A 12,467-nucleotide genomic window follows, 5' to 3' on the forward strand; every position below is an offset into this window, starting at 1 on the left:
CCCGTCCCCCGGGCAGTGTCCGGGGCCATGCGCCAGCGCACCGGCATGTGGTGAATTGGATGACGAGAACGCGAGAAGGCGTCATGCTCGGCCCATGACGACGAGTCGTAGGGAAAGGGCCGAGGTGCTCGGAGCGGCACTGAAAGCCGCCCGCCAGCAGGCGGGGCTCGGCATGGAGGAGGTCGCCGAGCAACTGGAAATCCCCGTGGAGGTGCTCGCTCGGGTGGAACGGGGGGTGATGGTGCCGACCATCCCCACCCTGACGCGCCTGTGTGTGATTCTGAAGCTGGACCCGGATGTGCTGCCCGAGCTGCCGGAGATGAGTGACTGACGTCCGGGCGTGGCCGTCCAAGCTCCCGGCCCCGAGCTCCCACGCCCATGCGCTGCCCTACCTGCCATCGCCGAGTGGCTGAGCGCTGTGCGCTCCACGGCCCCGTCGAAGCGCGTGCCCCAGGCCCCTCGCCGGAGCCTCCGGAGGTGGCTGGCTACGTCCTGGGAGCGCCGCTGGGGCGCGGTGGGTTTGGCCGGGTGTTCGCCGCGCGGCGTGAGGTGGATGGGCAGGACGTCGCGCTGAAGGTGCTGGAGCCGCTCGCGGGAGAGCGGCTGGGGCGGGAGCTGGAGGCCCTGCGCCGCATCGGGCCCCGCGCCGTGCCGAGGCTGCTGGGCGAGGCGACGACCCGCGCCGGTGAGCGGGTCATCATCATGGAGCGCATCGAGGGCCTGACGCTGGCTCGGCGGCTGATGACGCTGCCGGGCGCCGGGGCCCTGCCTTGGGCGGAGGCGGCTCCGCTGATGCGCGCCCTGGCGGAGGCGCTGGCCCAGGTCCATGCCGCGGGCGTGGTGCACCGGGACCTGAAGCCGGAGAACGTCGTGCTGTCCGGCGAACGGCTCGTGCTGCTGGACTTCGGGCTCGCGCGGCTGACGGCCCAGGATGATGCGGAGGGGCTCTCTCCGGGACTCACGCGGACGGGGCAGCGGCTGGGAACCCATGAGTACATGTCACCCGAGCAGTGCCGGGACGCGCGGAACATCGACGCGCGCGCGGACCTGTATGGGCTTGGGGTCATGTTCTTCGAGCTCCTGTGTGGGCGTCCTCCCTTTGTCGGAGAGGCGGCGGCGGTGCTCCAGGCGCATGTGTCGCGGCGGCCTCCGGCGCTACGGACGCTCGCGCCGTGGCCGGTGCCCGAAGCGGTGGAAGCACGGGTGCAGCGGCTGCTGGCCAAGGCGCCCGAGGACCGGGGTGACAGTGCGCGGGCGCTGGCGGAGGAGCTGCGCGGGCTTCATGACGCGGGAGAGGCGCGGGGCATGCCGGCGACACACGCCCACCACGCTCCGCCCGGAACGAGTACAGGCCCGTCAACCGCCGCGACACCCGACCCCCGCCGAGCGACACACGAGGTGGCGCTCCTGGGCGTGAAGTCGTCGCTGGATGCGCCGGCCTTGCAGGCCCACCTCGCGGGGAGTGGCGTCCTCCTCGCGCGCGTGGAGCCGGGCCTGTGCCTCCTCGCGTTCCCCCACGAAGCCTCGGTGGAAGCCGGGCTGCGCGCCGCGCTTCGGGCGGCAGAGGTGCTCAGCGCCGCCCTCTCCCCCAACGCGACGCTCGCGCTTCATTCCGCGCCGCTGCGCATCCGCGAGCGTGCGGGACGGCTGACCGTGGGGGGCGCGGCGGTGGAGCGCCCCGAGCGGTGGTGGCCATCGCCGGATGCCCCCCTCACCACGGAGTCCGTCACGTTGACGGCCAGTGCCCGAGCGCACCTGGGCGACCTGCCCTACAGCACGCCGCAGGGGAGCGCGCTGATATCTCCCGACGTCCTCCTGGGCCGGGACGCGGAACGGCAGTGGCTGCGCGAAGCCCTGTCGCGCGCGCGGGCGCAGGGTTCGCCCGTCCTGCGCACCCTCCTGGCGGAAGAGGGGCTGGGCAAGACGCGCCTGCTCACGGCGTGGTGGCGTGAGTTGGAGGGCATGCCCGGCGTCTCCGCGCGCTTCGTCGAGGCGCTCCCCGATGAAGGCAGCGCGAGCGAGAGCGGGCTGCGAAGTCTCATCACCACCGTCCTCGGCCTGCCATCGCAGACGCCCTCGGATGAAGCCCTGCGCCGGCTGCTCGCGGACGCGCGTCCCCCGGTGGACGTGGGCTCCGTGCACCCGGCGGCGCGCAGGCAGTGGGTGGCGCGGGCCATCGCCGCGCACCTGTGGCGGCTGGCGGCCGCCCAGCCCCTGGTCCTCCTGGTCGATGACGCGCACACGCTGGACCCCACGGCCCTGGACGCCTTGGAGCTGGCGACGCTCTCCGGCGAGGGCGCCCCGCTGTGCGTGGTGCTCGCTGGCCGGCACCGGCTGCTGGGCCTGCGGCCCTACCTGGGCGAGCGCGCACGCGACGCCGAGCAGCAAGAGCTCCCGCCCCTTCCGGAGCACGAGGCGCGCGAGCTGCTTCGCCAGTTGCTGCGCCCGGTGGACCTGATCGCCGAAGGCGTGCTGCGCGAGCTGGTGGAGCGCTGCGGAGGCTCGCCGCTGCGCATGATGGAGACGGTGCGTGCCCTCCGCGGCGCGGGCGCCATCAGGACCCGTCCGGATGGGGGCGGCTACCTCGCGGCGGACGCGCTGAACGGGCTGGCTCCAGACCGCCCGGGCGCGGATGAGCGGCTCGCCGAACGCAGCCTCGCGGCCCTGCCCCCTGGCCTGCGCGCCCTGCTCCAGATAGCGGCGCTCCTGGGAGACGACGTGCGGCTGGAGGAGGTCACCGCCACGCTCGCCCACCTGGAGGCGGACCCGTCCCTGGACCTGTCACTGGACCCGGGCGTCGCGCTGGAGCGGCTGGCACGCGCGGGCATGCTGGAGCCCCGAGGGCCGCGACGCTGGCGCTTCGAGCACACCACCCTGCGCGAAGCCTTCACCGCGCTGCTCCCACCGCCCCTGAAGCGGCGCATCTGCGCGGCCGTCTTGCGCGCCCTGCCCGCCACGCCCACGGCCCGAAGGGCGCGTCTGGCCGAGGCCGCCGGAGATTCCCTCCAGGCCACGTCCCTCCACTGGGGCCTGGCCGAGGCCGCTCGCCACGCGCACCGGCTCCTGGAGGCGGAGCGGCACTATTCGGCCGCCCTGTCGCTGGTGCATCGCGACGAGGAGGCCGTCCGACTGGAGCTGCTGTCGGGCCGAGGCCGCGTGCGCTACCGCCTCCAGCGCATCGACGACGCCGTGGAGGATCTGCGCGCCGCCCGCTTGCTGGCCGAGGCCCACCGCGACGTGGTGCGCGAGGCGGACCTGCTGCTGGAAGAAGCCACCGCCCTCGACTGGCAGGACGACGCGACAGGCTCCGCCGCGCTGCTGGAGCAGGCCCTGCGGTGCTTGAAGGACGACGTCCCCCCGGAGCTGGCCGCGCGCCATGCCCTGGCGCAGGCACGCGTCTTCGTGCGGCAGGAGGACATCACCGGCGCCGTGCCCGCCCTGGAGCGAGCCGTGGAGGCCGCGCGATCCGGGGAGGACTCGGAGACGGAGGCCATCGCCCTGGCCATGCTGGGCGCGATGCTGGCGTGGACCGACCGGCTGGACGAAGCCTCGCGCCGCTTCGACGAAGCCATCGCCCTGTGCGAGGCCACTGGCGACACCCTGCACCTGGGCGTGGCCCTCAACAACCGGATGGTGCTGCATGTCCAGCGCCGGGACGCGGCGGGCGCTCGCGCGGACCTGGAGCGCGCGGTGACGCTGGGGCGCGAGCTGGGCAACGTGCAGATTGAGCGGACCTCCGCCTTCAACCTCGCGCTGCTGCTCGGCTACCAGGGCCGGGCCGCGGAGGCCTTGCCCCTGGCGCGGCGGGCCGGCGTGCTCAGCCAGCGCTTCTTCCCCCGGTCCATGGCCCAGGATGCCCTGCTGGTGGCGCGCCTGTGCTGCGAGCTGGACGACCTGCCAGAAGTCGCACGTCAGCTCGCCTGGCTCGAGGAGCCGGACACGCGGGAGCGCCTGTCACCTCCGGACGCGCTGATGCTGTCCGTGGTCCGGCGCGTCGTGAGCGAGGCGCAAGACGCCCTCCCCTACGGCGCGGAGCCCTGGGCCGAGCTGGTGGAAGCGTCACGCCAGTTGGCCACGCCTGACGAGCGGCTGGAGATTCTCGTCTGGGCGGCACGCGCGGCGCGCAAGGCCGGAGACCTGGTGACGCTGCGGGCCCGGGTCGCGGAGGTCGAGGAGACCGCGCGCGAAGCGCCGCTGTGGACGGACCGCGTCCGCGCGCTGATGGCCCCTGCAGACCGCCCATGACGTGACGGCCGCGCCCGCTCCCGGGGCCGTGAACCGTGTTAGCACTGGCGTCGCAGCCAATGAATCGGAGGGACGTCCCATGGCCGGTGGGCCCCCACGCGAACACGCCGTATCCCTGTACGGAGACGAACTTCAACCCGGGGCGCTGGTGGGCGACTGGGTCATCGAGTCCTGCGTCCACGCGGGCGTGACGGCGTGGCTCTATCGCGCGTCGCACCTGTCCACCCGGGCGCCCGCCGCGGTGAAGGTGGTGCGCGCCGAGTTCAACCACGTCACCCACGTGCTCCGCCGCTTCCAGCAGGAAGCGGACACGCTCGGGGCGCTGCGCCATCCCCACATCGTGGAGGTGCTCGAGCACGGCGACCTCCGCGACGGACGCCCCTGGCTGGCCATGGAATGGCTGGAGGGCGAGAGCCTGGACCAGTGGCTCACGCACCGGGGCCCCTTCTCCCTCGCGGAGGCGCTCACGGTGATGGAGGAGCTGGGCGCCGCGCTGCACTTCGCCCATGGCCACGGCATCCTGCACCGCGACCTCAAGGCGCAGAATGTGATGGTCCTCCCCCGGGCGGAGGGCTTCACGGTGAAGCTGGTGGACTTCGGCATCGCCCGCGTGGAGCCACCAGAAGGACTCTCCGGCCTGACCTCCGGCGGCGCCGTGCTCGGCACGCCCGTGTCCATGGCCCCCGAGCAGATTCGCGGGCAGGCCGTGGACGCACGCACCGACCTGTACGCGATGGGCGTGCTCCTCTACCAGCTCCTCACCGGAGGCCTGCCCTTCGAGGGCACCAGCGCGGTGGAGGTCGAGGAGCAGCACCTCCATGCGCCGCCGCCACACCTGGATGAACGGGGGCACGCGCCGCCAGCGCTGGACGCCGTGGTCCAACGGTGTCTCGCGAAGGCCCCGGGGGACCGCTGGCCGGACGTGCCCACCTTCATTGAGGCCCTGCGCGCGGCGCTGGCGCCCACCCCGGATGAGCCCTGGGCCGTGGCAATCTTCGTGGACCTCCGCTTCCCGGTGGCCCTGGACGAGCCCACCGACGCGGAGCTGGATGCCAGGGACGCCGCGATGGACGCGGCGCGCACCGAGCTGGAGACCCGCGGCTGGGCGCTCGCCATGGAGAGCGGCAATGCCGTGCTCGCGTGGCGCGCACTGCCTCCCGCGTCCACGGCCCGTGCCCCCACGCTGGAGGAAGCGCGCCAGGTGGCGGACGCGCTGCTGCGGCGAGCCCGCGAGGCCGCGGGTGACAGCGTGGAGGTCCGCGTCTATGCGCACGCGGCCCCGTGTGAGCTGAACACGGACGCTCAGGGCCATCCCAGGTTGGCGGGCGGCGCGTTGCTGCGCCTGGAGTCCTGGGCTTCGGGGGGCACGGCGGGCGAGGTGCTGCTGTCGGAAGCGCTCGCCAGCCGCTGAGCGCGCTACGTCCGCAGCCGATGCCGGCGCAGCAGGCGGTACAGGTACACGCGGTCCATGTCCGCGGCGGTGGCGGCCTGGGACACCTTGCCTCCGTGGAGCTTGAGGAGCGCATCCAGGTACTCGCGCTCGAAGACCTCCAGCGCGCGGCGGCGGGCCTCCGCGTAGGGCTGCTTCGGGTCCACCAGGCTGCGCAGCACCGCTTGCGCGCTCACCTCGTCGGCGTCCGGCGGCATGGCGTCCTGGAAGACGAGGCACCGCTCCAGGTGGTTGCGCAGCTCGCGCACGTTCCCCGGCCACGCGGCGTGCTGGAGCTGCGCGATGAACTCCGGCGTGCTCAGCGCCGCGAGCTGCTCGGCGCCAGCCCCGAAGGCGGTGAGGATTCGCTCCGCGATGAGGGGGATGTCCTCGGGCCGCTCCCGCAGCGCGGGGATGATGATGCGCACCACCGCGAGGCGGAAGAACAAGTCAGAGCGGAAGCGCGCCGCGTTCACCTCGGCGCGCAAGTCCCGGTGCGTGGCGGCGATGACGCGCACGTTGACGGGTTGGTACCCGTTGGCGCCCAGCCGGCGAATCTCCTTGTTCTCCAGGACGCGCAGCAGCTTCGGCTGCAGCTCCGCGGGGAGCTCGCCAATCTCGTCCAGGAAGATGGTGCCGCCGTCCGCCTCCTCGAAGGCACCGACGCGGCGCTGGATGGCGCCGGTGAAGGAGCCCTTCTCGTGGCCGAACAGCTCGCTCTCCAGCAGGTTGCCGGGGATGGCGCCGCAGTCCACGGTGAGGAAGGGCCCCGAGGTCCGGGCGCTGGCCTGATGGATGGCGAAGGCCGCGCGGCTCTTGCCCGTGCCCGTCTCGCCCTCCAGCAACACCGTCGCATCGCTCGCGGCGGCGCGCTCCATGAGGGCGAAGCTGGCGCGCGTCACGGGGGAAGCGCCGACCAGCTCACCGAACGTCGTGCGGTCGGAGATGAGCAGCCGGTTCGTCTCCGGGCTGAAGTCGAACCGGACGCTCACCCGGCCCAGGCGCAGGATGCTGCCGCCACGGAGGTACGCGTCGCGCACGTGGACGCCGTCCAGCACGGTGCCGTTTCGGCTGTCCAGGTCCCGCAGGCGGGCGCCGTCGTGGTCGACCTTCACCTCGCAGTGGAAGCGCGAGACGGTGGGCTCCTCGATGACGAAGTCATTGAGGCCATGCGAGCCGATGGAGAACGTGTCCGCGTTGCTGTCCTTGGACTGCCCCTGCTGCGGACCTTCGAGGACGGTGAAGCGGAAGCGGCGCACAGCGCCCGTGGTTCCGGGCCTTCCTGTCCCCGTGGGCCGCGTCTGCTGGATGGAATCAGGCCCCTCGGCTGGACGGCCCGCCCCCTGGGGTCGCTCGGTGTGACTCATAAGGGCTGAATGTTATCACCGAGGACACCACGCCAGCGGGCCGTGTGGCCACTTGACCTACCGGAGACCCCATTCGACGACGAAGTCCGGCCCGCCCTCCGCGCTGGACAGCCGAGCAAGCGACTCCGGCCGTTCGTCCCCCGTCCACAGACCGACGAGGTCGCCCAGCAGCCAGTGGGACAGCGAGCGCGCCACGCGCTGCACCCCGTCTCGCGGTACGCCCGACAGCGAGCGCTGCGACTCCATCAGCGCGCGCACCGTGCGCGACGGCACCACCCAGCACTCGGCCCGAGGAAACGGAGGCGTCAGGAACAGGCAGAACGCGGCATCGGTCCGCAGCAACTGCGCGTCCAGGTGCTCGCGGCCCAGCCGGAAGGCGGGCAGCCACTGGCCTTCTCCGCGCTGTTCGAGCTTCACCACCTGCACGGACACCACGCGCCGCGTGCGCAGGAAGTCGCCCACCGCCACGTCGAGGACGAACGCCACCTCCACCCCAGGGCGCGTGGTGGCCAAAGGCGGAGGTGCGGCGTCCGGAGCCGCCTCGCCGTCCACCGGGACAGGCACGGGCTCGGGCGCTGGCTCACGGCGCCGGACCGTCATCGACAGCTCGAACGGCGTGGGCTGCCCCTGGGCCATCAGCGCGGCCACGTCCGCCTTCACCCGCGCCAGCTCGGCGCTCAGCGCGTTGAGCAGCTCCGCCGCCAGCGTCTCGGTGTCCTCCCGGAAGCGCTCCGGATAGCGCGAGGAGAACTCCGCCTCGACGCGGCCCAAGGCGCCCAGCAGCAGCTCCTCCAGGTCCCGGTCACGCAGCCAGGTCCGCCCGCCGAGCGGCACCGCGCGCGTCACATGCAGGTGCCGCAGCGCCTCCGTCAACGTCGCGGGACCCGAATCCCGCGAAGGCTCCACGGGAGCGCCCGGCTTGCCCTTCGCCGGCGGGCCCTGGAACCAGGACTGGAGCGTCCGGACGCGGAGGCGAACACGCGACGACGGGTGCTCCTTCAGCCGCTTCACCTGACGCCGGTCGGTCGCGGTGCGGACCAGCGCCAGCACCGTGAGCTCCGCCTCGGACGACGCGGCATCCGGCGCGCACCAGAGGAAGAACTCGATGGCCGCCTTGCGCAGCACGGGCTTGCGTCCCACGCGGTCGGCGACCTCCTGACGCCACGCCGCCAGCTCGTCCAGACCGGGCCGCACGGCGCCAGGCATGAAGCGAGGCCACAGCTCGGCGCACTCCTCCGCCAGCCAGTGGAGCTGCTCGAAGCCCGGTGACCCTGGCTTGAGCTTCGACAGCGCGCGCTTGCGGCGCTCGAAAGCATCCGGCGCGCCCTGGCGCACGGAGGCGCGGAACAACCGCTCCTCCAGCCACAGCAGCGTGAGCACCAGCCCCGGCTCGCCCTTGCGCAGCGTGGCCTGGCAGTGGTCGAGCACGAAGCGCACGGGGCCCAGGTCCGCCGACGCCTCGAAGTCGCCGTTCACCAGCGCGCCCAGCGCCCCGCGCAAGCCGTCCACCGGCGGCGCATCGAAGCGCGCCAGCAGCTCGCACAGGTTCTCCACCACTTCGGGAGGACCGCCGACCTCCAGCGTGCGCGACAGCAGCAGCCCCGCCCGCGCGCACCAGTCCGGCTCCTTGCGTCCCCCGGGGTAACACGCCAGGAAGCCGCTCATGCCGCTGCGGCCCCCCGGCGACGTCGCCAGCGAGAAGAGCCGCTCGGCCAGGACCTCCGACGCCTCCCGCCACGGCAGCCGCGCGGCCCGCGTCCGGATGAACTCCGCCAACCGGTCACGCCCGTCCGCCGCCGTCGCGGGCATCAGCGCGCGCAGCTGCTCCAGCAACGCGACGGACTTCGCGCCGGTGCCCAGCACCTGACGCAGGTCCACCTCCACCGCGCCGTGGAAGCGCAGGGCCCGGCCGTCGAAGGTACACGGCGCGTCGCCGACGAGCGCCTGGAGCGCGTCTGGGTGCCGCTTCAGGATGCGCGTCAACACCGTGGTGACGGTGGCCTCCGTCTCACGCCGCACCCGCGCGGCCGTGTCCGCGTCCCCCACCTCCCGCAACGCCGCCAGCATCGTCTCCTGCCGCGCCATCAAGCGCGGCAGCAGGCCCCGGGGCGGCGCGGCGTAGGGCCACAGCAACTCACTGCACGAGGAGAGCAGGAACAACAGCTCGCCGAGGGTCCGCTCGCCCTCGTCCAACCGGCTCCAGGCCGCGGCCTGCGCCAGGGTGCGCTCATCCAGCGAGGCGCCTTTCACCCAGCTCGCGAAGGACTCGCGCCACTGGGTGGACGCGGCCATGGCCTCCGCCGCGGGCGTCCCCGTCACCGTCTCATAGAGAGACCGGAGCGACTCCGGCCACCCGGTTTCACCGACGGGTTGCATGCTCTCTCACGCGCCTCATGCCACCGCGCCAGCGGGCAGGGCCCGCGCTTCTCCAGCCGGGGTGATGCTGATGACCACCGACTTCGACGTGGGCGTGCGGCTCTTCTCCGCGAAGCTGTTCACGGGGACGAGGACGTTGGCCTCGGGGAAGTAGGTGGCCGCGCACCCGCGCGGGATGTTGTACGGCACCACGCGGAAGCCGCTCGCCAGTCGAGTCTCACCCTCGAAGTGGCTCCGCAGGTCGACGAGCTGGTCCGCGGCCAGCCCCTGCGCCTTCATGTCGGCGGGATGCAGCAACACCACCCGGCGGCCATTTCGGATGCCGCGGTAGCGGTCGTCCAACCCGTACACCGTGGTGTTGAACTGGTCATGCGTGCGAATCGTCATCATCAGGAGCTGTCCCGGCTCCAGGGCGATTGGCCGCAGCGCGTGCACGGTGAAGTGCGCCTTGCCGCTCTTCGTGGTGAAGCGTCCCTCGCGCGGACCGTTGGGCAGCGCGAAGCCGCCCGGCTCCCGCACGCGGCGGTTGAAGTCGTCGAAGCCGGGGATGACGCGCGCAATCTGCTCACGGATGCGGTCGTAGTCCTCCACCAGCGCCAGCCAGGGCACGCGCGAGCGCGCCCCCAACACCGCCGTCGCCAGCCGGGCGACGATGACGGGTTCGCTGAGCAGGTGCTCCGACGCGGGCGGCACCGCGCCCCGCGAAGACGACACCACGCCCATGGAGTTCTCCACGGTGACGAACTGGGCCCCGCCGGCCTGCACGTCGCGCTCGGTGCGGCCCAGGCACGGCAGGATGAGCGCCCGCCGTCCGTGGACCAGGTGCGAGCGGTTGAGCTTGGTGGACACCTGGACGGTGAGGCGCGTGCGGCGGAGGGCCTCGGCGGTGAACTCCGTGTCCGGCGTGGCGGACAGGAAGTTGCCACCAAGCGCGAAGAACACCTTCACCCGGCCGTCGTGCATGGCCAGCAGCGTGTCCACCACGTCCATGCCGTGGCGACGCGGCGGCTCGAAGCCGAACTCCCGCGACAGCGCCGTCAACAGGGCCTCGGGCGGCTTCTCCCAGATGCCCATGGTGCGGTCGCCCTGCACGTTGCTGTGACCGCGCACCGGGCACAGGCCCGCGCCCGGCTTGCCGATACCGCCGCGCAGCAGCGTCAGGTTGACGATCTCCTGGATGCACGCCACGCCGTTGCGATGCTGCGTCAGGCCCATGGCCCAGCAGAAGATGGTGCGCTCGGAGCGCGCGAGGATCTCCGCCGCGGCGAGGACCTGCGCGCGCGGCACCCCGCTGCCCTCCTCCACGTCCTCCCACTTCACCGCGCGCATGTGGGCCGCGTAGGCCTCGAAGCCCAGCGTCTTGTCGTCGATGAAGCCCTTGGCCACCACCGAGCCGGGGTTCGCGTCCTCCAGCTCGAACAGCGCCTTGGCCATGCCCTGCAGCAGCGCGGCGTCGCCGTTGATGCGGACCTGAACGAACAGGGTGTTGAGCGCCGTCCCCGGCCCGATGAGGTGCAGCACGTCCTGCGGGTGCTTGAAGCGGTTGAGCCCCGTCTCCGGCAGCGGGTTGACGCTGACAATCTGGCAGCCCCGGCGCGCGGCGGCCTCGAGCAACGACAGCATGCGCGGATGGTTCGTCCCCGGGTTCTGCCCGATGACGAAGATGGCCTCCGCCTGGTCGAAGTCCTCCAGCGTGACGGTGCCCTTGCCAATGCCCACCGTCTCGTTGAGCGCGGAGCCGCTCGACTCGTGGCACATGTTCGAGCAGTCCGGCAGGTTGTTGGTGCCGAACTGCCGGACGAAGAGCTGGTAGAGGAACGCCGCCTCGTTGCTGGTGCGCCCGGAGGTGTAGAAGCTCGCGGCGTCGGGGGTGTCGAGCGCGTTGAGCTCCTCGGCCACCAGCGCGAAGGCTTCGTCCCAGGACAGGGGCTCGTAGTGGGTGGCGCCCTCGCGGAGCACCATCGGGTGGGTCAGCCGGCCCTGCTTGCCCAGCCAATGGTCCGTCTGGAGCGAGAGGTCCGCCACGCTCCACTGGCGGAAGAACTCCGGCGTCACGCGCGCGGACATGGCCTCTTCCGCCACCGCCTTGGCGCCGTTCTCACAGAACTCCGCCATGGAGCGGTGTCCCGGGTCCGGCCACGCACAGCCGGGGCAGTCGAAGCCCTCCTTCTGATTCACCTTGAGCAGCAGCTTCGTCCCGCGCACCACGTCCACCTCACTGTAGACGTGCCGCAGGCCGGAGATGATCGCGGGGATGCCGCCCGCCACCGTCGCGACGGGCCCCACGGAAGGGCCACGGGCCTCCTCGGGAGGCTGGGCGCGGGGCGTTGCCGTCGTGCGCGCGGACGACGCTGGCGCGCCAGGCCCCTGTGCTTTCCGGCTCCCGTCGTCCATGGCACGCCCTCCAGGCATCGCGCGGCCGGCTGGCTGGCAGGTCGCGGCTGTGGACTCTACCGCGCTCTGGCCGCGCGGGAATGCTCATGGAACGCCTGGCACCTCCCCCGGCATGCGGCGGCCACTCCGGGGCCCTGCCCGGCCGAGCCCCTGGCGGGGCCTGCCTGCGTTGCCAGGAACGTCCGCGGTCCAGAACGTCAGGAGACACGCCCTGGGCGAACGCACGACGCGAGGAGGCCATCCAGATGAACGGCAGGCGCGATGACGACCGGCGATGGGGAGACACGGCGAGGGAGCAGCGGCCCTCGAGGGACTGGGAGGACGAACGCACCCACCCGAGGGGCGCCTGGGCCCGCGCCCCGGAATGGGACGAGCACGGCTACGAGCGCGGGCCCGACTTCGAACGGGACCCACGCGACTACACACAAGACGTGGACTTCAGACGCGCCGCGCGCGCCCTGGACCAGGGCCGGGAGCATGGCCGCGACTTCAACCTGGACCGGGAGCTGGACCGCCGCGCCCGGCAGTTCGACCCGGAGCGCATCGCCCGACGGCCGGGCTACAGCCCGAGCGGCACGTTCCGCGAAGTCGAGGAGGACTGGCGCCTGGAGCCCCCCTACCTGGGCGTCCTGGAGGACGTGGGGACGGGGACGGGG

The 12,467-nt window shown here is 72.7% G+C and carries 6 protein-coding genes and 1 pseudogene; 4 read left to right on the plus strand and 3 right to left on the minus strand.

Features of this window, described 5'->3' with window-relative positions; genetic code table 11:
• Nucleotides 1-94: 94 nt before the first annotated feature.
• From G4D87_RS22520 to G4D87_RS22530, 3 genes are all read left to right on the plus strand, one after another.
• Nucleotides 95-331 carry a helix-turn-helix domain-containing protein gene (locus tag G4D87_RS22520; protein ID WP_013940940.1) on the plus strand — a complete coding sequence of 79 codons (237 nt, stop codon included), beginning with the start codon at nucleotides 95-97 and terminating at the stop codon, nucleotides 329-331.
• 146 nt (nucleotides 332-477) lie between these two features.
• Complete coding sequence (locus G4D87_RS22525) at nucleotides 478-4,245, plus strand: serine/threonine-protein kinase (protein WP_240358501.1); 3,768 nt, start codon at nucleotides 478-480, stop codon at nucleotides 4,243-4,245.
• A gap of 79 nt (nucleotides 4,246-4,324) precedes the next feature.
• Nucleotides 4,325-5,656 (plus strand): serine/threonine-protein kinase, encoded by a 1,332-nt coding sequence (locus G4D87_RS22530; protein WP_163784235.1) that lies wholly within the window; start codon nucleotides 4,325-4,327, stop codon nucleotides 5,654-5,656.
• 5 nt (nucleotides 5,657-5,661) lie between these two features.
• Here the strand turns inward: G4D87_RS22530 and G4D87_RS22535 are convergent, their stop codons facing one another.
• Genes G4D87_RS22535 through G4D87_RS22545 form a run of 3 tightly spaced genes read right to left on the minus strand, consistent with a single transcriptional unit; the run spans nucleotide 5,662 to nucleotide 11,811 of the window.
• Nucleotides 5,662-7,041 (minus strand): sigma 54-interacting transcriptional regulator, encoded by a 1,380-nt coding sequence (locus tag G4D87_RS22535; protein WP_163784236.1) that lies wholly within the window; start codon nucleotides 7,039-7,041, stop codon nucleotides 5,662-5,664.
• A 57-nt stretch (nucleotides 7,042-7,098) separates the two neighbouring features.
• Complete coding sequence (locus G4D87_RS22540) at nucleotides 7,099-9,417, minus strand: hypothetical protein (protein ID WP_163784238.1); 2,319 nt, start codon at nucleotides 9,415-9,417, stop codon at nucleotides 7,099-7,101.
• 15 nt (nucleotides 9,418-9,432) lie between these two features.
• Complete coding sequence (locus tag G4D87_RS22545) at nucleotides 9,433-11,811, minus strand: FdhF/YdeP family oxidoreductase (protein WP_163784240.1); 2,379 nt, start codon at nucleotides 11,809-11,811, stop codon at nucleotides 9,433-9,435.
• A 245-nt stretch (nucleotides 11,812-12,056) separates the two neighbouring features.
• Here G4D87_RS22545 and G4D87_RS22550 point away from each other — a divergent pair.
• Nucleotides 12,057-12,467 (plus strand): annotated as a pseudogene (locus G4D87_RS22550) (BON domain-containing protein); the annotation flags it as partial.

Source organism: Myxococcus vastator, from assembly GCF_010894475.1.
GTDB lineage: Bacteria > Myxococcota > Myxococcia > Myxococcales > Myxococcaceae > Myxococcus > Myxococcus vastator.

Coding starts and splice junctions, on each gene's coding strand:
- G4D87_RS22535 (WP_163784236.1), bottom strand. CDS start 7,041: ATGAGTCACACCGAGCGACCCCAGGGGGCGGGCCGTCCAGCCGAGGGG.
- G4D87_RS22520 (WP_013940940.1), top strand. CDS start 95: ATGACGACGAGTCGTAGGGAAAGGGCCGAGGTGCTCGGAGCGGCACTG.
- G4D87_RS22540 (WP_163784238.1), bottom strand. CDS start 9,417: ATGCAACCCGTCGGTGAAACCGGGTGGCCGGAGTCGCTCCGGTCTCTC.
- G4D87_RS22530 (WP_163784235.1), top strand. CDS start 4,325: ATGGCCGGTGGGCCCCCACGCGAACACGCCGTATCCCTGTACGGAGAC.
- G4D87_RS22545 (WP_163784240.1), bottom strand. CDS start 11,811: ATGGACGACGGGAGCCGGAAAGCACAGGGGCCTGGCGCGCCAGCGTCG.